The organism is Streptomyces sp. NPDC058470, assembly GCF_042721055.1.
Taxonomy (GTDB): Bacteria; Actinomycetota; Actinomycetes; order Streptomycetales; family Streptomycetaceae; genus Streptomyces.
Window position 1 is genome coordinate 234,108 of the sequence record NZ_JBHXMF010000001.1, and the last position, 22,039, is coordinate 256,146.

A 22,039-nucleotide genomic window follows, 5' to 3' on the forward strand; every position below is an offset into this window, starting at 1 on the left:
TGTGCGGCCGTGGTCCGTTGTGCGGGATCGGGCGGATCAGGCCGCCGTCGCGCCGCCGTCCACCGGCATCGCCGCGCCGGTCACGAAGGACGAGCGGTCGCTGCACAGCCAGACCGCCGCCTGTGCCACCTCGGTCGGCGCGGCCATGCGCTTCTGGATGGCTTCCGCCGCGAAGCGCTCCTCGAGTTCCGGCGACTCATCGAGCACCTGCTCCATCATCTCCGTGCGCGTGCTGCCCACGACAAGGGCGTTGACGCGGATGCCCTGCTCCCCGTACTCGGCGGCGGTGGCCCGCGTCAGGCCGATGACGGCGTGCTTGGCGGCCACGTACGCGGCCGAGGCACCGGTGGCTCTGAGCCCCGCGACGCTGGAGGTGTTCACGATCGCCCCGCCGCCCTGCTTCAGCATCGCGGGTATCTGGTGGTGCAGGCAGTTCCACACTCCGCGCACGTTGACGTCCATGGTGCGCTCGTAGACGTCGCCGCCCGTCTCGTGCAGCGGGGTCCCCGCAGTGGCGAACCCGGCGTTGTTGAAGGCACAGTCGAGCCGTCCGAACTCCGTGAGCGCCGCCTGTACGGCACGTTCGGCGTCCTCGTCCGACGCCACGTCGCCGGACACCGCGAGGGCCCGCCCGCCGGCCGCGGCGATATCCGCGGCCAGGGCGTTCAGCCGCTCCCCGCGCCGGGCCATCAGCACGACCGCCGCGCCCTCCTCGGCGAACAGCCGTGCGGCCGCCGCCCCTATACCGCTGGAGGCACCGGTGATCATCGCCACTCGGTCTCTCAACATCTGCTGTCCATCGCTCATCGCGCTGTGTTCTCCCCCGTGACAGAACCACTCGACCGGACCAAACCATTTGACCGGGCCGAACTCTTTGACTGGACCGAAGTACTCGACCGGACCGAAGTACCTGGCTGGGCTGGACTACGTGACAGGACCGGCTACTTGACCGGACCGGTCGTCAGGACCCGCGAGCCCACGCGCGCGTCGTTCTCCGACGCCCAGAACGTACCGCGGGCGACCTCCGCGTCGACGGCCCGCAGCAACGGCTCGTCGATCGCGTCCAGGGAGTCCACCAGGTACCGCGCACCCGCCTCCCGCATGAGCCGGGGCTGGTGGCTGTGGACGAAGTCGGTCGGGTGGCCGATGAACGCCGCCCCGAGCCCCCTGGCGGCCTCGGCGACCCGGGCGACGTCGTCGACGAAGAGAGCCTCGTCGTGGCGCACGCCGAAGACCTCGGTGGTGATCTCGTGGATGCCGGGCCTGAAGTCGTTGGTGCAGACGTAGCCGGGGCCGTCGAACAGGCCCGCGTGGTCGCCGAGGAACCGCTCGAAGTGCGCGGCGGACAGTCCGCCGTAGCAGACCGTGCGCAGCCCCAGCGACCGCAACCGCTCCACCAGCGCGATCGCGCCGTCCGTCATGGCGACGGGGTGGCGGGCGACATAGGCGTCGCGTTCCTCGAAGTACGCCGCCAGCGCCTCGGGGCCGGTCAGCTCGCCGGGCACCGCCCGGGCCATGTTCTGCCCCGCGATGTGCTGCGGCTGCGAGAAGACCGAGCGCTCCAGCTCAGCGGTGTACCGGCCGCCCCGGCTCACGATGAAGTGGTGGATCACCGGGCTGAACGTGTCGTTCAGCAGCACTCCGTCGATGTTGAGCGCGGCCAGCCGCAGATGTTCGAGAGCGTGGGACATGGAACCTCCGTGAACGGCCGGAGCGACCGCGGGCACTGGACGGGCGCCTCCGGCGGGATGAGTGAGCCGAAAGGGGGCGGCGCCATTGCCGCGGTGCGCGAAACACAGGTCGTACCACACGTGGCACGACCCGCGCCCGGTCGTACGTCATGGCCGGCACCGCCCGCTTCGGCGGTGCCGGCAGGCGTCGGCCTCAGCCCACCGGCGTCCGTACGCGCTCCGGGCTCACTTCCGTGCGGGCGACGATCGACGGGACCGCGATGCCGGGCAGGAGCAGCCGCCACATCCTCGTGGTGCGCTCCGGCAGGTCGGCGCGGCCACTGGCCACGGCCGAGTACATCTGCATGCCCGTACACGCCTCGACGACGAACTCGCCGACCTCGCTGGGCTGCACCCCGGCCTGGAGTTCCCCACGCTCGTGGGCGTCGCGCAGGCAGGCGGACATGATTTCCGCCCACTCCTGGTACGGGGTGGCGTCCTGCAGTCCGAAGGAGGCCTGCTCGTTGGTCAGCCGGACGCCCGCCCGCAGCATCGGATCCACCTGGAGTTGATGGGCCCACGTGAGCGTGATGTCCACGAGCCGTTGCAGGCCCCTCGACTCCAGCCGCGGGACGATGGTGTCGGGCTGACTGTTCATCACGGCCCGCGCCAGGTCCTCCTTGGAGTCGAAGTGGAAGTAGAGGGCTCCGGCGGTGAGCCTGGCGCGCTTGAGGATGCGGTTGATGCTCGCTCCCGCGTAGCCGAACTCGTCGAAGACCTCCGCGGCCGCCAGCAGGAGCGACTCCCGGGTCTGTACTGCACGCTCCTGCTTCGCACCGGCCATCGGCTGTACCTCCAGAAAGTAGAACGCTCCTTATGTTATCGATGGCCGAGCCCGGGCTGGCAACCCTCCGGACAGGAGGAACGTGGGAAACCTTCACGATCATTTACCGCACACACAAGAATTCTTTACTGTCCCTTGGTCTTGAAAAACAGAACGCTCTTTATGTTGTTGTGGGTCAACAGCTCTTCGGCCTCTGTACTGGGGGATTCAGTATGTCCGGAGTACTTCAGCGAGAACATGTCAGAACAGCCGCGTCTGCCGGGCCCGGTGCGCCCGTCATGGTTGTACTGCAAAGCCATGTGCACAAGGCGAACGGAGCAGAGGTACTGCTCTCTTCCTGGCGCGCCCGTGGCGCCGACTCCTTCGTCCTCGGCGCGCGATGGCCGAGCGAACACCCCTTCTACCGCCCGCTCCACGGGCTCCACGACCCGCTCCTGGTGGCCGAGTCCGTGCGCCAGGCGGTGCCGCTGCTGTCACACGTCGCCTACGGCGTACCGTTCGGCCACCGGCAGGCATGGGAGCGGCTGCGCTTCGAACTGAACTCGGTCGCCCTGGTGGCCACCAGGGCGACCGCCGAGCTCGAACTGCGCATAGCCTGCACGGACATCGTCCGCCGGGGCACACGGCTGGCCGCGCTCACCATGGCGGTGGACATCGCGCTGGGCGGCCAGCGGCTGGGCACCGCGCACACCCGCTTCAACAACCAGCTGCCCGCCGTGTACCAGCGTCTGCGCGGCCCGTACGCCGACGTCGCCCACGCCCAGGAGCGGGCGCTGCCGCCCGGCCCCGCCGTCGACCCGAAACTGGTGGGCAGGGACCGGTCCGAGGACGTGGTGCTCTCCGCCACCGACACGTCCCTCCGATGGTGGCTGCGGGTGGACCCGACGCACCCGGTGCTCTTCGACCACCCGGTCGACCACGCCCCGGGCATGCTCCTGCTGGAAGCCGCCCGCCAGGCGGCCCACGCCACGAGCGCCCGCCCGACGACCGTCGCCGCGATGGACACCGAGTTCATCCGCTACGCCGAGTTCGACACGCCCTGCCTGGTCCGGACGGACCCGCTGCCCTCCGACGGGCAGGGCCGCCGACGGGTCCTGGTGACCCTGGAGCAGAACGGTCTGCGCCTCTTCTCCGCGGACGTCACCCTGGAGTCGGCGCTCGACCTGTAAGCCGCCTGCGCGCCGCACGGGACGCATGAGAGGGGGCGGCCACCGCAAAACGGGGGCCGCCCCTTCGACGGAGGAGTCAGCCCCGCAGCTCCGCCGCCACCAGCTCCGCGATCTGCACCGCGTTCAGGGCCGCGCCCTTGCGGAGGTTGTCGTTGGAGAGGAAGAGGGCGATGCCGTGGTCGACGGTCTCGTCGGCGCGGATACGGCCGACGTACGAGGCGTCCTTGCCGGCAGCCTGGAGGGGGGTGGGGATGTCGGACAGGGCGACGCCGGGGGCGCCGGCCAGCAGTTCCGTGGCGCGCTCCGGGCTCAGCGGACGCGCGAAGCGGGCGTTCACCTGGAGGGAGTGCCCGGAGAAGACCGGGACGCGGACACAGGTGCCGGAGACCTTGAGGGCGGGGATCTCCAGGATCTTGCGGGATTCGTTGCGGAGCTTCTGCTCCTCGTCGGTCTCGTTCAGACCGTCGTCGACGAGCGAACCGGCGAAGGGGAGCACGTTGAAGGCGATGGGCCGCTTGTAGACCTGCGGCTCGGGGAAGTCGACCGCATCACCGTCATGGGCCAGCTTGTCGGCCTCCGCGACGACCTTGAGGGCCTGGCCGTGCAGTTCGGCCACGCCCGCGACGCCGGAACCGGAGACCGCCTGGTAGGTGGCGACGACGAGCGCTTCGAGGCCCGCCTCCGCGTGCAGCGGCTTCAGGACCGGCATCGCGGCCATCGTCGTGCAGTTCGGGTTCGCGATGATGCCCTTGGGGCGGTCGGCGATCGCGTGCGGGTTCACCTCGGAGACCACGAGGGGTACGTCCGGGTCCCTGCGCCAGGCCGAGGAGTTGTCGATCACGACGGCGCCCTGCGAGGCGACCTTCTCGGCCAGCGCCTTCGAGGTCGCGCCGCCCGCCGAGAACAGCACGATGTCCAGGCCCGAGTAGTCCGCCGTGGCGGCGTCCTCGACCGTCACACCGTCGAGGACCGACCCGGCCGAGCGGGCCGAGGCGAACAGGCGCAGCTCGTCGACCGGAAAGTCCCGCTCGACCAGGATCCTGCGCATGACTGTGCCGACCTGACCGGTGGCTCCGACGATTCCGACCCTCACGGCGACTCCCTTTGCTTGCGTATGACGTGGTCCGGCGCTTCCATGATGCGTCCGACCGGTGCCCGCGTGTCCAATTCTTTCGCCCGGTCGCCCGAGGAGTGGGACGCCGGGTCCGGACCGGTGTGACGTACCTCTCCAAGGAGGGCGCCGGAAGGAAACCCGGAAAAAAGAACGCCGGATCCGGCGAACGTTTCCGCCCGCCCCGGCGTCGTAGGGGAAACGCGGGAGGGGAGGGGTGGCTGTGCTGCGCAGAAAGACCCGTCGCGGCCAGGGGGGCGGCCACGAGGTGGACGATCCCCTGGACGCGGCGCAGGAACGGCGGGTGCGTGCGGTGCTCGCACTCGGCGGAGTACCGCAGGCGGACCTGCCGGACGGGGTACAGCAGGTCCGCCTACGGTTGCTGGAGCGCGCGGCGAAGGGGGACGAGGCGCCGCGTGACGTGTCCGCGTGGGCGGCGGTCGTCGCCTCCAACCTGGCGATGGACTGGCACCGGGCCAAGCGCCGCCAGGAGCGGATAGGCGAACGCCTGGCCTCGCTGCGGCAGCCGGAGCACTCCTCCGACGAGGACTCCAACGTGCTCTCGCTCGCCGTCGCCCGGGGCCTGGACGAACTGCCCGACTCCCAGCGGCAGGTCCTCGTCCTGCGTTTCTACGCCGACCTGCCCGTCCGAGGCATAGCCGAGGAACTCGGCATCCCGGAGGGCACGGTCAAGAGCAGGCTGCACACGGCGGTACGGGCCCTGCGCGCCCGCCTGCACGAGGACGAGGTGGTGTGACGTGGCCGAGTACGAAGGTGTCGACGCGCTCCTGGCCGCGATCACGGACGAACCGCTGCCCGAAGGAGCCCAGGACGACGCCGAGTTCATGGCGGAGCACGGGTCGGCGCTCGCCGATGTGGCGCTGTTGCGCGAGCAGTTGACGCTCATCGGCGACGCACTGGCGGACGGCGCGAAGACGGCCACGGTGGTCAAGCCGGTGCACGTACGCTCTCCCAGGAGACGACGCCCCCTGAGGATCGCCTTCGGCGCCCTCGCCGTCACGTGCGCCGCCGGCCTGATGGCGGGCATGGGCTGGCTCGTGGTGCAGGCCGGGCAGGGCGTGGGCGACGCAGGGTCGTCGAGCGCGGACAAGGCCGCCGGTGCTCAGGACGACACCAGTGGGGGATCCAAGCTGAGCGCCCCGGGCTACATCGCCTGCTCCCGCCTCATCGTCGAGGGTACGGTCGCGCAGGTCGAGCCGCTCCCCGGCACCGCCCAGGACCGCATCACGCTCGACGTGAGCCGCTACTACAAGCCGGACAAGGGGAAGGACCAGATCACCTTCCTGATGGACGAGGACATCGAGCCCGGGCTCCACAAGGGCGACCACGTCCTGGTGGGCATCGCGCGGGGCGAGGCCTCGCCCGACACCTGGTCGACGAGTGAGCAGGAGATCGCCCAGGAACGGACCTGGATCCTCGACGCGCTGCCCGACTCCCGCGAACTCGGCGACCTCGCCTGCGAATGACCGGGCGCAGGAGACTCGACTGCGCCTGCGGGCGCATGAGAAAGGGCGGGCGCCCGAAACCGGACGCCCGCCCCAGAACCGTAGAAGCTACGGAGTGACCTTCTCGATCTTCACGCTGCCGAGGCCCGCGACCGTGCCGCGGGCGTTCACCAGCTGCACCTGGCCGAAGAACTCGCGTCCCTCGGGCGCCGCGGCCGCGGCGGTGACCGATGCGGACACCTCGGCCGAGGCGCCGGTGGCGAGCTTCACCGGAGTGGACTCGTCGACGTTGACCGTGCCGAGCGCGGACGAGAAGAACACGTCCTGGTAGTCGTACGCGGTCGAGCCGGACGGGATCGCGTAGCCCACGACCTCGACGGTGTACGTACCGGCGGCGGGCGAGGCGACCGAGACGGCCTCCTCGGAGTCGCCGTCGGCGGACTGACCGACGACGTTCCCGGCGGCGTCGTACACCGTCAGGTCGAGGTCGGCCGCCTGGTCCGAGACATTGCCGATGGCGACGTCGAGGGACGCGGCGCCCGCGGGCACCTCGACCGTCGTCGTCTGCGTCTCGGCATCCGCGATGGTCGGCCGCGTGGTCAGCGAGGAGCCGAGCGGGCCGCCCTTCAGGGTGCCGTCGAGCGCGGCGTAGTTGTTCTGCACCGTCCAGGAGGCGGGGGCCGGGGTGCCGACCTTGGCCTCGGGGACGGTGACGACGGCCGGGTCGAAGGCCACGCCGAGCACGGAGACGTCGAGCTTGTACGGGTTGTCGAGCAGCGGCGACGTACGGCGCGACTCGACCTCGATCTCCCAGACGCCGGCCTGCGGGTCCGCGTACGAACGCACGTCGGGCTTGCAGCCGTTGCCGTCGAGGTAGTTGTTGTAGCAGTACGGGGTGCTGGTGTTGTCGACCGGAACGCCGTACGGGTGGATCGCGATGAAGCGCGTCTGGCTCGTCGCCTTCAGCCCGCTGATCGCGACCTCGAGGGACTTGGCGCCCTCGGGGACGGTGACGAAGTACGACGTGCTGCTGTTGCGCTGCACCGAACCCGACGCCGCGTAGGTGTAGTCGACCGGCGCGGAGACGACGACCGTCGACAGGATCTGCTTGTCGACGCCCTCGGTCTTCGGGTCGTCGACCTCAAGGATCGCGCTCTTGAGACCGGCCGACTTCGGCGCGGCCTGGACCTTGACGGTCACCGGCTGGTTCAGCGGCAGCTTCACCACGTCGGAACCGACGATCTTGAAGGTGCCGGCGGTGTTGTTCTCGAAGTACAGCTCGTGGGTGAGCGCCTTGTCGGCGCCGGACGTACGCGTGATGGTGACGTCGTACGTCTTCTTCTGGCCCGCCTTGAGGCCGCCCTCACGGTCGTACAGACCCGTACCGAAGCCCGGGGTCGCCAGCGCGTAGTCGATCGCGGTGTCGACCGGCGCCTTCACCGTGTAGTCGTGGGCGGTCGCGCCGTCCTTGATGGAGCTCCACGCGTCCACGATGTTGATGAGGCCCGCACCCTCCTCGTACGCCTGAACACCCTTGATGTGATCGGCGGTTGAGGTCAGCGCCGTGCGCAGGGTCGCCGGGGTGAGGGCGATGCCCTTCTGCTTGGCGGCGCTCAGCAGCAGCGCCGAGGCGCCCGCGGCCTGCGGGGACGCCATCGACGTACCCTGCAGCATCGAGTAACCGGCCGGCAGCGTATAGCCCGCCTCGGCGACCGGGCTGCCGGGCAGCCAGGTCTGCGTGGTGTTGATCGCGGCGCCGGGCGCGGTGAGCGTCGGCGTGAAGCCGCCGTCCTCACGCGGTCCGCGCGAGGAGAAGGGCAGCAGCGCGTAGTCCTTCGCCACCTGTGAGCCGTAGTTGGCGGCCCAGGTCTCCTTGGAGATGGACGCGGCGACCGAGATGACCTTGTCGGCCAGGCCGGGGTCGCCGATGGTGTTGGCACCGGGGCCGGAGTTGCCCGCGGAGATCACCAGCTGGACGCCGTAGGTGTCGATGAGGCGCGTGTAGAGCTCGGCGCGCGCGTTGTTGCCGTCGTTCAGCGCGGGCAGACCGCCGATCGACATGTTGACGATGTCGACGCCACGGTTGGCGACGAGGTCGATCATGCCCTCGGTGAGCGCGATGTTGGTGCAGCCACCGGTCCAGGTGCAGGCGCGCGAGGAGACGATCTTCGCTCCGGGGGCCTCGCCGTTCATCTTGCCGCCGAACAGGCCGTTCGCGGCGGTGATGCCCGCCACGTGCGTGCCGTGCTCGGACTCGATGACGCCGATGTTGACGAAGTCGGCCTTCTTGCCGACCCAGGACCCGCCGTACGGGTCCATCGGGACATCCTTGCGGATCTCCACGACGAAGGGCTGGCGCTCGACGACGTCGGTGGACGGGTTGTCCGTACCGAAGTAGCCGATCTGGTAGCCGTCCTTGTACGGCTTCAGCGGCGTGTCGTCGCTGAAGTCGCCGTTGTTGTTCAGGTCGACGCGGACCGTGCCGGCCGCCGCGTCGTACAGGAGGCCCCACGTGTCGGTGGTGTCGCCGTCCCGGTTCGCGTCGCCCGCGGCGTCGCCGCCCGCGGTCGAGGACTCCCGGAAGAGGCTGACCTGGTACGAGCCCGCGGGCGCCGTCCAGGTCTTGCCGCTGTAGGTGAAGGTGGGCCCGGAGACCGGGGTGATCTGCGGGCGCCAGGTCGCGTCGCTGTCCAGGATCGGGTCGGTCGCGGTGACCCAGTCGACGATCTTGCGCTCGCCGGTGGTGGTCTTCTGCAGCGCCGGGTGCCCGAGGTCGACACCGGAGTCGAGGATGCCGATGGTGATGCCCCGGCCGTCCGCCTTCGGGTTCGTCTTCACGAAGTCGACGGCGCCCGTCTCGAAGGACGGGTTGTACGGGTTCTCGGCGGGCGTGGTCTTGGAGGGGGCCGGGTAGGTGGCCGCCGTCGAGACGTTGCCCGAGGTCTTGGCGGTGTCGGCGCTCGGCGTCGGATCGTCGAGCGCGATCTCCTGGCGCAGGTCGATCCCGTGCACGGAGCTCAGCTTCGTCGCGGCCTCGATGGCGGAGTCGGCCTTGGCCGTCGGGACGGTGGCGCGGACATAGCCGAGCTCGTCGTAGGTCTCGCCTACCGAGCCGCCCTTCACCGCGTCCAGCTGGCCGGCGACCTGCTCGGTCTGGCCGGGAGCAGTGGCGATCATCATCGTGACGTTCTTGTCGCCGGCCGCCTTGGCGTCGGCGAGGAGGTCCGCGTCGTCCGAACCGAGCTTCTCGCTCGCGGACTTGACGACGGGGTCCGCGACCGGAGTGTCGGTTCCAGCGGAGAAGGCCATGGGTATCGGCCCGGCCGCGGAAAGCGCGGCCACCAGTCCCGCGGCCACGGCTATCCGGGCCACGCGTCTCGCGCCCGATATCGGAGCGCGCTGAGAGTCGGGGGTCATCAGCATCCCTGTAGGTAAAGGAGCGAGCGTGGAGCGACCGGGGCCGATCTGTTTCGGCCGCGGACGTCCGGGAGGTGATCCCGGATGATCGCTCAGCTTTACTCATGGGAAGGATGTTTAGGGAGAGTTGACCGAATCGATATGGGGGTGTGGGGAAAACCCCCTGTGTACCGAGGGGGATGAATCCCGAAAGGCGGCGACTTGCCCCTTTTCAGTCGCCCTTCGTGTGACGCGCGTAATGGCGTGAAGCCTTCGCGCGGTTTCCGCACCCCGCCATCGAGCACCAGCGCCGGGTGCCGTTCCGTGAGGTGTCGAAGAAGTGCAGGATGCACGACTCGTGCGCGCATCCGCGGATCCGGTCGGGGGCGCTGCGCAGCAGCTCCAGGTAGTCGCGCGCGGCGAGCCAGGCCGGCCCCCAGGACGGGTCGCTGAACTCGGGGCTCTCGCCCTGCCCCTGAGCGGTCAGCGTGAGCCGCACCCGCCCGTGCGCGAGGACGGCGTCGAGGCCGGCGGCACCCTCGGCGAGGGATCCGTCGACGACGGCTGTCAGGGCGTCCCGCGCCTGGAGTGTGTGCCGCAGGACGGCCCCGCTCGCCGGGAAGTCGAGCCGGTTGGCCGCCAGCCACACCGCCAGCCCGTCGGTGTCCGTCAGCAGATCCCGCATGGTCCCTTCATGCATCCAACGGGTGTTGAGCAGGTCGAGTGAGACCGGCTCCCCGGCGAGCGGGCGCGGGTCACGGGCGGCGGACATGGCGGAAGCTCCCTTCACTGCTAACCGCTCAAGGGTAGGTGACCGGTTGCGTTCTGTGAGTCTAACCTCTAATCTCCATTATAGGGGTTAGGTTCTTTGGGGGGCCTGCCCAACGACAGAGGGGACTGTCATGACTCCGCGCACCGGCCACATCGGTCTGAACGTCACGGATCTCGATCGCTCACTCGGCTTCTACCGCGACGTGCTGGGCTTCGGAGTGATGGGCGAGGGCAAGGAGGAGGACCGGCGGTACGCGTTCCTGGGAGGCGACAGCGGCCTTGTCCTCACGCTGTGGCAGCAGGCGCAGGGCTCGCACGACACCGGCCGCGCCGGCCTGCACCACCTCGCGCTGGAAGTGGACTCGATCGATCAGGTGAGGACGTACGAGACGGCTCTGCGCGAGTACGGCGTGGAGTTCGCGTACGAGGGTGTGGTCGCCCACCACGAGGGCGGGACCTCCGGCGGCATCTTCTTCCACGACCCCGACGGCATCCGCCTGGAGATCTACGCGGAGAGTGGCGCCGAGGGGGCGTCGGCACCGTCCGAGGCCGCTCCGACCTGCGGTTTCTTCTAGAGGTTACTTCCACGAGAGGGATGTGCCGTGACGTATCACCCCGGATCACGCGCCATGCAGGACCGGGTCGGCGTCCGCGAGGCCGCCGACCACATGGACCGGGCCGTCGGGCAGGGCATCCGGCCGGTGGCCGCGGCTTTCCTGGAGCAGCAGCCGATGCTGGTTCTCGGCGCCGCGGACCCGGGGAGCGGCGCCGTATGGGCCTCGCTGCTCACCGGCGAGCCCGGATTCGTCCGGACCACGGCTCCTCACCAGATCTCGGTGGTGGGTGGAGTCCGTGCGGGCGACCCGCTCACGACCGCGCTCGCCGCACCGAACACCCCGGTCGGCACCATCGCGCTCGACCCGCGCGCCCGCCGCCGTATGCGCCTCAACGGCAGGGCGCGCCCCACACCCCGCGGCCTCGCGATCGTGGCCGACCAGGTCTTCTCCAACTGCCCGAAGTACCTCCAGCGCAGGGAGTCGTACGAGACGGTCGACCGTGCTTCCGCGACGGCTCTGCGCGGCCCCGAACTCACCCCGGGGCAGCGGGAGTTCGTCGAGTCCTCCGACACCTTCTTCCTCGCCACCGTCCATGAGCACGGCGCCGACGCCAGCCATCGGGGCGGCAACCCCGGCTTCGTGCGCGCCACCTCACCCCGCGAGTTGAGCTGGCCCGACTATCCCGGCAACGCCATGTTCCTGAGCCTCGGCAACCTGACGGTCGACCCGCGGGCCGGGCTGCTCTTCCTGGACTGGGTGTCGGGGTCGGTACTCCAGCTCACCGGCACGGCGCGCACCGAGTTCGGCCGCGACGGTGAGCGTACGGTCCGCTTCCTCGTCGACGAGGTCGTCGAGACGCCCGCCGCCAGCCCGCTGACCTGGTCCGCGCCTGAGTATTCGCCTGCCAATCCAGACCTGGCGCGTTAACGTCACGGAGTGCGCGAGGAGTTGAGGGTGGCGGCCTACGCCATATGTGTCAGGGACGGGGAGCTGCTGCTCGCCCGCGGCCGGGACGACGACGGCACGCCCGAGTGGATGCTGCCCGGCGGCGGCATGGACCACGGGGAGGACCCGTACGACACGGTCGTCCGCGAGGTCGAAGAGGAGACGGGGTACGTCTTCGAGGCCACCGGGCTGCTCGGCGTGGACTCGTTCCGGCGACAGATTCCGCGCCGCCTCGGGGTCATCGCCGACCATCACGCCCTGCGGCTCGTCTACGAGGGGCGGATCACCGGCGGCGAACTGCGCCCCGAGGCGAACGGCTCGACCGATCTCGCGGCCTGGCACCCACTGGACGCCGTATCCGGGCTGAACCGGATCGGACTGGTCGATATCGGGCTCACGTTGTGGCGGGAGCGTCCGGCGGTGGGGCGCGTGGCGAAGTAGCTCATCCGCGACCGCTCGTCCATGACCGCTCATCCGCGCCAGCTTGCTCGCGACCGCTCGTCCATGACCGCTCGCCCACATCCGTGTTACCCCGCAAGATGAACACGGAGTGACCACCTCCAGGCCGTTCGAGGTGGGCTCCATGGACGCCCATGGGTGCACGGGGTGGTCCAAGATCCACGTATGATGATCGGCGTTGCCCGTTGTGGCACAGTTAACGCGCAGGTCATCCCCGGTGCCAACGATCCAGTATGAGCGGGGAGTTCGCGAGGCGAGCCTCCCGCGACCACTGTCGACGCGTTCGCAAACGGGGAGACCGCGCCATGCCGCGCATACGCTCTGTCGCCGCTGCATCCGACCTCAACCGCCGCACCCTGCTGGCAGCCACCGGCGCGGTGACCCTCTCCGCGGGGATCGGTATCGCCCTGCGGCCCGGCCCCGACGCGCACGCCGCGACGGCGGCCTCCACCGGTGTGGCCGCCGCCGACGCGACCGAGGCGCCGGTCGCGGTGTCCCGCCGAGCTCCCATCGACCGGCTGGACCCCTACGAGCGCGGCACCACCCTGAGCAGCGTCGCCACCCCGCGCAACAGCTCCACCGGATACCGGCGGCTCGGCGACGGCCCCGGCTGGAAGCGGGTCGTGCGCAGCGAGCTCGCCTCGGCCAAGTCGGGCCGGGCGGAACGGCGTACCGCGCTCGCCGCGTTCGTGCAGCTCACCGACCTGCACCTGATGGACACCCAGCACCCGCTGCGCCTGGAGTTCGTGCGCTCGGCCGACGTCCACGCCTGGCGACCGCACGAGATCCTCTCCGTGCAGGGCGCGGTCTCGCTCGTCGAGCGGGTCAACTCACTGCCGGGAGCCCCCGTCACCGGCTCCCCGCTGCACTTCGCGATGACCACCGGCGACAACACGGACAACAACGCCAAGTCCGAGCTGGAATGGTTCATGAAGGTGATGAGCGGTGGCCGGATCACCCCCAACAGCGGTGATCCGCGTGCCTACGAGGGCGTCCAGAACAGCGGCCTGACGCAGTACTGGCAGCCCGACTCCAGCATCCGCGACGCCGACAAGCAGCGCGGCTTCCCGCACCTCGACGGCTTCCTGAAGGCCGCGACCGCCGAACTGCAGAGCCCCGGCCTCAACCTCCCCTGGTACTCCACGGTCGGCAACCACGACTCCCTGCCGCTCGGCTGCTACGCCTCCCACAGCGACCCCTTCCTCGCCGACTTCGCCGTCGGCGGCAAGAAGCTGATGAACGCGTCGGCGGCGCAGTGCAGGTCCCTCCAGGACGCCATCAGGAACGCCACGGACCCCAAGGGTGTGCGGTACCGGGAGTTCCTCCAGGCGCACGCGCGTGACCTGCGCTCGGTCACCCCGGACGAGAAGCGTGCCCCCTTCACCCCGGCCGACTATCTGAAGACGCACCTCGATCCGGCGTACGCGGGCGTCGGTCCGGTCGGACACGGCTACTCGTCGGCGAACCTCGCCGCGGGCACCCAGTACTACTCCTTCCGCATCTCCGACGACGTCATCGGCATCAGCCTCGACACCACCGACCCGGGCGGCCACTACCTGGGTTCCCTCGGGTCGGCCCAGTTGAAGTGGCTCGACAGGACGCTCGGCGACAACAAGGACTCGTACGCGGTCGTCTTCAGCCACCACACCAGCGGGTCGATGAGCAACACCCTCCGCGACCCGGCCCGCCCGGACGAGAAGCGTCACGGCGGCGACGACGTCCTCGCCACGCTCGCCGGTCACGCCAACGTCCTGGCCTGGGTGAACGGCCACATCCACCGCAACGCCATCACCCCGCACTCCGCGCCCGGCGGCCGCTCCTTCTGGGAGATCTCCACCGCCTCGCACGTCGACTTCCCCCAACTCGCCAGGATCATCGAACTGGTGGACAACAAGGACGGCACGATCTCCCTCTTCACCACCCTCATCGAGGCCGCCGCCCCGCAGGCCACGGACTTCACCGACCTCACCCAGACGGGCCTTGCCGCCCTCTACCGCGAGATCTCCTTCAACGCGCCCGGCGCCGGCACCAACCTGGCGGGCACCTCGCGCGACCGCAACACGGAGCTGGTCCTCAAGAAGGGCTGAATCCCGCTCAACCCGCCTGCCCCGGGCAACCTCCGCGCTCACCCACTGGGTCCCCCTTCCCGACCGAGTTCGTCGATGAACGGGGACCCCATGAACGACATGCATCACACGCCACTGCGTACGGGACTGGTGGCGGCGACCGCGCTGGCGCTGGCGGCGGCCCTGGCCGGACCCGCGGTGGCGGCCGCTCCCGCCAGGGGCGACCACAGAGCCACCCGTGCGGCCATGGACGCCGTCGTGAAGGACGGCGTACCGGGCGTCACAGCTGCGGTGAAGGACAAGAACGGCACCTGGTCCGCCACGTCAGGTGTGGGCAACCTGAAGACGAAGGAGCCCCGCAGCACGGCCGACCGATACCGCGTGGGCAGCATCACCAAGACCTTCGTCTCCACCGTCCTGCTCCAACTGGAGGCGGAGGGGCAGCTGTCGCTGGACGACAAGGTGGAGGAGTGGCTTCCGGGCGTGGTGCGCGGCAACGGCCACGACGGACGCCTGATCACGATCCGCCAACTCCTCAACCACACCAGCGGTATCAGCAACTACACGGACGACGAGGACTTCGCCCGTATGTACTTCCTGAAGGACGGCTTCTTCGAGCACCGCTACGACACCTTGACCCCGGCCCAGCTGGTCGCGATCGCCATGACCCACAAGCCGGACTTCGCCCCGGGCACATCGTGGAACTACTCCAACACGAACTACGTCCTGGCCGGCATGGTGATCAAGCAGGTCACCGGCAACTCCTACGGCTCGGAGATCACCGACCGCATCATCAAGCCCCTGGGCCTGCACGCCACGCTCCTCCCGGGCACGAACCCCAAGATGCCCCAGCCGAGCAGCCGCGCCTACGGAAAGCTGGCCGAGACGACGACAGGACCCACGTACGACGTCACGGAGCTCAACCCCTCCCTGGCCTCCGCCGCGGGCGAGTTGATCTCCAACTCCTCCGACCTGAACCGCTTCTACACGGCCCTCCTCCGCGGCAAGCTCCTCCCGCCGCAGCAGCTCAAGGAGATGAAGACCACCATTCTGATCGACGAGAGCACGAACACCGGCTACGGCCTCGGCATCGTCGGCCTGGAACTCAGCTGCGGAGTCGAACTCTGGGGCCACGACGGAGGTATCCACGGCTCGTCCTCCGTCGCCCTGACAACCCCCGACGGCAGCCACGCCCTCTCCTTCAACTTCAACGGCGACTGGTCGGGAGACGTCGTGCCGCTGATCGAGGGAGAGTACTGCGACAAGTAGCCCTGAACGAACTCAAGCTGCCACCTTGCTGCACTGCATGTGAGGAGGGACCCCCGGCACCCCGGCGGTCCCTCCTCTCCCCTCCTGATGCGGCCGCGGTCCGTCACTACCGTGGCAGCACCACGACATAGGCCGCCGGATCGCGGTCGTTCGACGCCATCAGCGCCGTGCGGACGACCGTCGCCTGTTGCTCCATCGTGTCGCGCAGCTTCTTGGGGGTGATGTGGACGACGGTGATGCCGAGGCGCTCCAGGTGCTCGCGTTTGCGGGCGTACTCCGACCAGAGGGCGTCCTCGTCCTGGCGGGGGGCGCGGGTGTCGAGCTCGACGGCCACCGCCTGCTCCGGCCAGTAGGCGTCGAGACCGCCGAGGTGGGGGCCGCCGGGGAGACGGAGGTCCACGTTCCAGACCGGGTCGGGCAGGCCGAACTCCTCGACCATCCGGTACAGCCGGTCCTCCGCGATCGAGCGGCCCTCCGCGAGGAGCGAGTCCACCGCGTCCACCACATGGGGGCGCGAGAGCAGCTTGGCCTGGGTCAACTCCCGTACGACCGCGGCCGGTTCGCAGTGTCCGCCGCGTACCGCCTCCGTCAGCAGACGGCGTACGGCGTTCGCGTCCGACAGCTCCGCGACGGCGTCGGCGAGGGCGCGGGGGACGGGGGCGACCGGGACGCCGGTGACGTACGACGGGGCCGGCAGGGACGGCGTACGGACGATGCGGGCGCAGCCCGTGGAGCGGAGGCGGCGCAGGCGGGGCACCAGGACGTCGATCTTGTCGAGGGAGGGCAGCGGGGGAGCCGACGTGAAGCCGTGCAGGGTGAGCGCCGCCAGGCCGGTGACGAGGGCGTCCGTGTAGGGCTGGGAGGCGTGCGGCGCCTCGGCTCCCGGCTGGACGGGGATCGCGGGCGCCGGCTGGACGGGGGAGCGGGCGGCGAACATCAGGACCGCGTGCAGCCGCTCCTCGGAGGTGGGCGGTCCGGCGTGGAGAAGGAAGACGCCCGGGAGGAACTGCTGCCAGGGGCCGCCGGGCCGGCACTGCTCGTTCGTCTCGGCGGCGCTCACACCGTGCGCCCGCAGCTGCGCGGTGGTCAGCACGCGCCGCTGTACGTGGGACAGGTGACGGAGGGGGCGGGGGGAGTGGGGGGTGCGGGAGAGCGGGGTGTTGTGGTTCATGAACCGGGGTTTCCCGCGCCGGGGCCGCCCTCTAACCGCTGTTACACGCTCGTCGACAAATCCGGACAAGCTCGCCCTAAAGTACGGGCGTTCGACTGCCGAAAGGCGCTGCTCCGGATGGGGGGCACGGGAGGTTACGGGTCTGTATATCTGTACTTCGTAACCACTGAGTGCGCCGGTAATTCACCACCCTGAGGGCATCGGCCACAACCGGTGCCCTCAGGGTGGTCTCCTACGTCAGCCCGCGGCCGCCGCATCAACCGCCTGCGCCCGCAACGCGCGGGCCAGATCGTCGCGCGCCTCCAGCACCAGCCGGCGCAGCGCCGGTGCCGCGCTCTCGTGGGCCGCGAGCCACGCGTCCGTCGCGTCCAGGGTCTCCTGGGAGTCCTGGAAGGAGGGGAAGAGTCCCTTCACGACGTCCATGGCGATCTGGATCGAGCGGTCCGCCCAGACCCGCTCGATCGCGGCGAAGTACTTCGTGGCGTACGGAGCGAGCAACTCCCGCTGAGAGGGCTGGTCGAAGCCCGCGATGGTCGCCTCGATCAGGGCGTTCGAGAGGGCGTCGGACTCGACCACGGAGGCCCAGGCCTGGGCCTTGACCGCCGCCGAGGGGCGGGCGGCGAGGCAGCGGACCTGGTGGCGCTTGCCGGACGCCGTGTCGTCGCGGGCGAGTTCGGCGGCCAGTACGGCCTCGTCGGCGCCCCCGTGCGCGGCCAGCGGTTCCAGGAACGCCCAGCGCAGTTCCTGGTCGACATCGAGCCCGTCGATCTTCGCCGTGCCCTCCAACAGGCCCCGAAGGAGCTGGAGATCGGCCGCGCCGGACGCGACCCGCGCGAAGAAACGGGCCCAGGTCAGCTGGTGCTGACTGCCCGGCTCCGCGAACCGCAGCTCCTTCAACGCACCCTCGGAGAGCAGGCGTTCGCCCTCCGCACGCCAGTCGGGCGCCGCGTAGAAGGTGAGCGCCGAGTCGGCCCAGGCGTGCAGCATCTGCAGGACACCGATGTCGGACTCGCGTCCCGCGAAGCGCAGCACCAGGTCGAGGAAGTCGCGGGCCGGCACGAGGGCGTCACGCGTGAGATTCCACAGTGCCGACCAGCACAGGGCGCGCGCCAGCGGATCCGTGATCTCGCCGAGCCGCTCCCGCAGCGTCGCCAACGAGCCCTCGTCGAAACGGATCTTGCAGTACGTCAGGTCGTCGTCGTTGACCAGGACGAGGTCCGGGGCTTCGGCGCCCACCAGCTCGGCGACGACCGTACGGGGTCCCTCGACGTCCAGCTCGGCCCGCGCGTACCGCTCCACCGCGCCATCCGGCGTCCGGCGGTACAGGCCCACCGCCACCCGGTGCGGGCGCAGTTCGGGATGGGATTCCGCGGCCTCCTGGAGGATGGCCAGCTCGGTGATCCGGCCCTCCGCGCTCAGGATCACCTGCGGGGTGAGGGAGTTGACCCCGGCCGTCTGGAGCCACGACCGCGCCCAGGACGCCAGGTCGCGTCCGCTGGTCTCCTCAAGGACCGACAGCAGATCGCCGAGGCGCGTGTTGCCGTACGCGTTCCGCTTGAAGTAGCGGCGCGCGCCCTCCAGGAACGCGTCCTGGCCGACGTAGGCGACGAGCTGCTTCAGTACGGAGGCGCCCTTGGCGTACGTGATGCCGTCGAAGTTGAGCTTGGCGTCCTGGAGGTCGCGGATGTCCGCCGTGATCGGATGCGTGGAGGGGAGCTGGTCCGCGCGGTAGGCCCATGCCTTGCGGCGGTTGGCGAAGGTGATCCAGCCGTCCTTGAAGCGGGTCGCCCCGACCAGCGAGAACGCGCCCATGAAGTCGGCGAAGGACTCCTTGAGCCACAGGTCGTCCCACCACTCCATGGTGACCAGGTCGCCGAACCACATGTGCGCCATCTCGTGCAGGATGACGTTCGCCCGGCCCTCGTACGACGCCTGGGTCACCTTGCCGCGGAAGATGAACTCCTCGCGGAACGTGACCAGTCCGGGGTTCTCCATCGCGCCGAGGTTGTACTCCGGCACGAAGGCCTGGTCGTACTTTCCGAAGGGGTACGGGTAGTCGAAGTGCTCGTGGAAGAAGTCCAGGCCCTGCTTGGTGACGAGGAAGACGTCCTCGGAGTCGAAGTAGGGCGCCAGACCCTTGCGGCACATTGCGCCGAGCGGGATCTCCAGCGTCGTACCGTCGTCGAAGGTGCGGGTGTAGGTGTCGGTCACGTAGTGGTACGGGCCGGCCGCGAAGGCGGTGATGTATGTCGAGATCGGCTTCGTCTCGGCGAACTTCCAGACGCCGTCGGTGAGTTCACCGGCGCCGTTGCTCCACACGGTCCAGCCCTCGGGGGCCCGTACCTCGAAGCGGAACGGGGCCTTGAGGTCGGGCTGTTCGAAGTTGGCGAAGACGCGGCGGGAGTCGGCGGGTTCGTACTGCGTGTACAGGTACACCTCGCCGTCCTCGGGGTCGACGAAGCGGTGCATGCCCTCGCCGGTGCGGGAGTAGGCGCACTGGGCGTCGACGACGAGTTCGTTGTCCGCCTGGAGGTCTTCGAGGGCGATCCGGTTCCCGTCGAAGACCTCGCCGGGATCGAGATCCTTGCCGTTCAGCGAGAGGGCCGTCACGCTCGGCGCGATCAGGTCGGCGAAGCTGGTGGCGCCCGGCTCGGCGGAGCGGAAGCGGATGGTGGTCACCGAGCGGAAGGTGCGCGGCGCCCCATCGGTGGCCGGGCCGGTGGCATGGTCCCCGACGGCGGAGCGCAGGTCGAGGGACACCTCGTACCCGTCGACGGACAGCAGCGCCGCCCGTTCCCGGGCCTCGTCGCGGGACAGATTCTCACCGGGCACGGGGGCACTCCCTCAGGGCTGGCCGGACAGGTCGGTACAGTGCCGATCCTGCCATGTGCCCCTGACACCGGGCACCCGGGAATGGGTCGGGTGACCGACGGTGTTGGCTCCGGTAACACCACTTTCCGAGGAGAACCATGCCCGAGCAGACCGCCCAGACGAGTTCCGGTTCCGGCAAGACCCCCGTCGACTTCTGGTTCGACCCGCTGTGCCCCTGGGCCTGGATGACCTCGCGCTGGGTCCTGGAAGTGGAGAAGGTCCGGGACATCGAGGTGCACTGGCACATCATGAGCCTCGCCGTGCTGAACGAGCCGAGGCTGGACGAGCTGCCCGAGGAGTACCGCGAGCTGCTCGCCACCAAGGCCTGGAAGCCGATCCGGGTGGTGACCGCCGCCTGGCAGAAGCACGGCGACGACATCCTGGGCCCCCTTTACACCGCGCTCGGCACCCGCATCCACAATGAGGGCCAGGGTCCGACCCTCGAGGCGGTCGCCGCCGCGCTCGACGAGGTCGGTCTTCCGGCGTCCCTGCTCGACTACGCCGACCAGGAGGACTTCGAGTTCGACGCCGAGCTGCGGGCCTCCCACAAGGAGGGCATCGACAAGGTCGGCCAGGACGTCGGCACACCCGTCATCGCCGTCCCCGGCGCCGACGGCGAGCAGATCGCCTTCTTCGGTCCGGTCGTCACCCCGGCGCCCAAGGGCGAGGCCGCCGCCAGGCTCTGGGACGGCACGCTGCTCGTGGCGTCCACGCCCGGTTTCTACGAGATCAAGCGCTCGCGGACGGCGGGGCCGGACTTCAGCAACCTTTAGGTCCTGCTCGGCCAGGTCCTACTCGGCGGCGGGGATCCGGAACCCGTCGGGGAGGTCTCCGCCCTCGCTGCTCCTGCCGCGTCGCTGGACTCGTACGCAGCCTTCGTGGGCGCAGCGGATGTAGGCGTCCACGGTGGTCTGCTTGACCGCCTCCCTGGTCGCCGCGCGTTCCGCGTCGCTCTCCAGACGGCGGAAGTCCCGCATCCTGCGGCAGTTCTTGCACCATTTGTACGGCATGTACGCCTCCTTGAAAGACGCCCGGCCCCGCGAGCGTAAGCGCCCGCGGGGCCGGTGGAGGTTTTTTCGACCCCTCCGCCCTTGCCCGTCCCGTTTCTGGTGGCTACCGCCCCCAGATCCCCGCTGTCGGCCTGCACGGCCTCGTTCTCAAGCGCCGTACGGGCGGAAACGGGGCGTGGCCTCGGAGCCGTGTGCTTCAGGGCCGGTATCCAGGCTGGAGCCTCAACGGCCGGCCAGGGTGCGGTCGAGGAGGGGGAGCAGGCGGTCCCAGTGTCGTTGGAGTGCGGCGGGGTTGAAGGCATCGGTGTCGGACATGGTGAAGCCGTGGATGGTGTCGGGGTAGATCTCGGAGGTGTAGCCGACCCCCGCGGCGTCCAGGGCCCGGTTGAGCTCGCCGAGGGCCTCGGGCGTCATGTCGCCCTCGGCGTGACCGAGGTGGACCTGGGCGGTGAGCTTGGAGAAGAGCTCGGGCCCGTCGACGCCCACGGGGCCGTGGAATGCGGCGACGGCGGCCACCTGGTTGGGGTGGGCCGCGGCGGTGCGCATCGCCGGGAGGCCGCCTATGCAGTAGCCGGTCACCGCGACCGGACCGGCGCCGACCTCGGGCTGGGTGGTGAGGAACCTGAGGTAGGCGTCGGCGTCGCTCAGAATACGGTCGGTGGTGTGCGCCTCGATCAAGGGCATCAGCTGGGCGAAGATCGCGGGCCTGACCTCGTCTCCGATGTGCTCGGGAAGCGCGATCACCGGTGCCGGGCCGTGCCGGTAGAAGGGATTGGGGACGAGCACGTAGTACCCGTGCCCAGCCAGTTCGTGGGCCAACTCCCGTAGCACGGGCCGGATGCCGAAGCCGTCCGCGTACATCAGCACCCCAGGGTGCCGCTCACCACCGTCGGGGAAGGCGGCGAAAGCGTCGGCCTGGCCGTCCGCGGTGGGAATGTGCAGCGTCTTGATGGGCATGAGTTCTCCTGTCGTGGTTGACGTGTCGAGCGGTGATCAACACGACAGGAGGCGGATCCCGCGCAGCAGCGCCGGATCCTCGATCCAACAGTGGGCCGACACCGGCCCGTACGGCGCTCAGCGGAGCGCCGGGTCACCAATCCGTGTGTGGCGCAATGAGGTCCCGGTAGTCATCGCTGCACAACGTAGCCCATCGGACTGAAGAGATGCCAGCTCTCCCCGGGCCACCGTGCCATTGGCGAGAACGATCTCCGCCAACACCTCGGTCTCTGTGCCCGGTCGACACACTGCCCGTGACGGGAATACC

At 69.7% G+C, this 22,039-nt stretch carries 19 protein-coding genes; 9 read left to right on the forward strand and 10 right to left on the reverse strand.

Going from position 1 to position 22,039, the window contains the following annotated elements; all coding sequences use genetic code 11:
- Positions 1 to 36: 36 nt before the first annotated feature.
- The 3 genes from ACFWP7_RS01055 to ACFWP7_RS01065 form a co-directional block, all read right to left on the reverse strand.
- The gene (locus ACFWP7_RS01055) at positions 37 to 807 is read right to left on the reverse strand and encodes an SDR family NAD(P)-dependent oxidoreductase (RefSeq protein ID WP_384373915.1); all 771 of its coding nucleotides are present in this window, start codon (positions 805 to 807) and stop codon (positions 37 to 39) included.
- 134 nt (positions 808 to 941) lie between these two features.
- The gene (locus ACFWP7_RS01060; protein WP_384373918.1) at positions 942 to 1,691 is read right to left on the reverse strand and encodes an HAD family phosphatase; all 750 of its coding nucleotides are present in this window, start codon (positions 1,689 to 1,691) and stop codon (positions 942 to 944) included.
- Positions 1,692 to 1,884: 193 nt separating this feature from the next.
- Positions 1,885 to 2,514, reverse strand: a complete 630-nt coding sequence (locus ACFWP7_RS01065; protein WP_384373921.1) for a ScbR family autoregulator-binding transcription factor — start codon at positions 2,512 to 2,514, stop codon at positions 1,885 to 1,887.
- Between the two features lie 278 nt (positions 2,515 to 2,792).
- Between ACFWP7_RS01065 and ACFWP7_RS01070 the strand changes: the two genes are divergently transcribed.
- Entirely contained in the window at positions 2,793 to 3,683 is an 891-nt protein-coding gene (locus tag ACFWP7_RS01070) for a ScbA/BarX family gamma-butyrolactone biosynthesis protein (protein WP_384373924.1), read from the forward strand.
- A 76-nt stretch (positions 3,684 to 3,759) separates the two neighbouring features.
- On the opposite strand, the gene ACFWP7_RS01075 is transcribed toward ACFWP7_RS01070, so the two are convergent.
- Positions 3,760 to 4,776, reverse strand: coding sequence for an aspartate-semialdehyde dehydrogenase (locus ACFWP7_RS01075; protein ID WP_384373927.1), 1,017 nt, complete (start codon positions 4,774 to 4,776; stop codon positions 3,760 to 3,762).
- A gap of 235 nt (positions 4,777 to 5,011) precedes the next feature.
- Between ACFWP7_RS01075 and ACFWP7_RS01080 the strand changes: the two genes are divergently transcribed.
- Both ACFWP7_RS01080 and ACFWP7_RS01085 read left to right on the forward strand, forming a co-directional pair.
- A complete protein-coding gene (locus ACFWP7_RS01080) occupies positions 5,012 to 5,551 on the forward strand; it encodes a sigma-70 family RNA polymerase sigma factor (RefSeq protein WP_384373930.1) in 540 nt (179 codons plus the stop codon).
- 1 nt (position 5,552) lies between these two features.
- Complete coding sequence (locus tag ACFWP7_RS01085; RefSeq protein WP_384373933.1) at positions 5,553 to 6,281, forward strand: hypothetical protein; 729 nt, start codon at positions 5,553 to 5,555, stop codon at positions 6,279 to 6,281.
- A gap of 87 nt (positions 6,282 to 6,368) precedes the next feature.
- On the opposite strand, the gene ACFWP7_RS01090 is transcribed toward ACFWP7_RS01085, so the two are convergent.
- Both ACFWP7_RS01090 and ACFWP7_RS01095 read right to left on the reverse strand, forming a co-directional pair.
- Complete coding sequence (locus ACFWP7_RS01090) at positions 6,369 to 9,677, reverse strand: S8 family serine peptidase (protein ID WP_384373936.1); 3,309 nt, start codon at positions 9,675 to 9,677, stop codon at positions 6,369 to 6,371.
- 211 nt (positions 9,678 to 9,888) lie between these two features.
- Positions 9,889 to 10,428, reverse strand: a complete 540-nt coding sequence (locus tag ACFWP7_RS01095; RefSeq protein ID WP_384373938.1) for a CGNR zinc finger domain-containing protein — start codon at positions 10,426 to 10,428, stop codon at positions 9,889 to 9,891.
- A 130-nt stretch (positions 10,429 to 10,558) separates the two neighbouring features.
- Between ACFWP7_RS01095 and ACFWP7_RS01100 the strand changes: the two genes are divergently transcribed.
- From ACFWP7_RS01100 to ACFWP7_RS01120, 5 genes are all read left to right on the forward strand, one after another.
- Entirely contained in the window at positions 10,559 to 11,002 is a 444-nt protein-coding gene (locus tag ACFWP7_RS01100; RefSeq protein ID WP_384373941.1) for a VOC family protein, read from the forward strand.
- Between the two features lie 54 nt (positions 11,003 to 11,056).
- A complete protein-coding gene (locus ACFWP7_RS01105; RefSeq protein ID WP_384374132.1) occupies positions 11,057 to 11,911 on the forward strand; it encodes a pyridoxamine 5'-phosphate oxidase family protein in 855 nt (284 codons plus the stop codon).
- Between the two features lie 9 nt (positions 11,912 to 11,920).
- Entirely contained in the window at positions 11,921 to 12,370 is a 450-nt protein-coding gene (locus ACFWP7_RS01110) for an NUDIX hydrolase (RefSeq protein WP_384373944.1), read from the forward strand.
- 323 nt (positions 12,371 to 12,693) lie between these two features.
- Positions 12,694 to 14,475 (forward strand): TIGR03767 family metallophosphoesterase, encoded by a 1,782-nt coding sequence (locus ACFWP7_RS01115; protein WP_384373947.1) that lies wholly within the window; start codon positions 12,694 to 12,696, stop codon positions 14,473 to 14,475.
- Between the two features lie 90 nt (positions 14,476 to 14,565).
- Positions 14,566 to 15,723, forward strand: a complete 1,158-nt coding sequence (locus ACFWP7_RS01120; protein ID WP_384373950.1) for a serine hydrolase domain-containing protein — start codon at positions 14,566 to 14,568, stop codon at positions 15,721 to 15,723.
- Between the two features lie 106 nt (positions 15,724 to 15,829).
- On the opposite strand, the gene ACFWP7_RS01125 is transcribed toward ACFWP7_RS01120, so the two are convergent.
- Positions 15,830 to 16,894, reverse strand: a complete 1,065-nt coding sequence (locus ACFWP7_RS01125) for a hypothetical protein (RefSeq protein ID WP_384373953.1) — start codon at positions 16,892 to 16,894, stop codon at positions 15,830 to 15,832.
- Between the two features lie 237 nt (positions 16,895 to 17,131).
- A complete protein-coding gene (gene pepN / locus ACFWP7_RS01130) occupies positions 17,132 to 19,726 on the reverse strand; it encodes an aminopeptidase N (RefSeq protein WP_384373955.1) in 2,595 nt (864 codons plus the stop codon).
- 137 nt (positions 19,727 to 19,863) lie between these two features.
- On the opposite strand from pepN, the gene ACFWP7_RS01135 reads away from it, so the two are divergent.
- The gene (locus tag ACFWP7_RS01135) at positions 19,864 to 20,538 is read left to right on the forward strand and encodes a DsbA family protein (protein WP_384373958.1); all 675 of its coding nucleotides are present in this window, start codon (positions 19,864 to 19,866) and stop codon (positions 20,536 to 20,538) included.
- An 18-nt stretch (positions 20,539 to 20,556) separates the two neighbouring features.
- On the opposite strand, the gene ACFWP7_RS01140 is transcribed toward ACFWP7_RS01135, so the two are convergent.
- Both ACFWP7_RS01140 and ACFWP7_RS01145 read right to left on the reverse strand, forming a co-directional pair.
- Positions 20,557 to 20,775 (reverse strand): hypothetical protein, encoded by a 219-nt coding sequence (locus ACFWP7_RS01140; RefSeq protein WP_384373961.1) that lies wholly within the window; start codon positions 20,773 to 20,775, stop codon positions 20,557 to 20,559.
- A gap of 222 nt (positions 20,776 to 20,997) precedes the next feature.
- Positions 20,998 to 21,732, reverse strand: a complete 735-nt coding sequence (locus ACFWP7_RS01145) for a dienelactone hydrolase family protein (protein WP_384373964.1) — start codon at positions 21,730 to 21,732, stop codon at positions 20,998 to 21,000.
- Positions 21,733 to 22,039 lie beyond the last annotated feature (307 nt).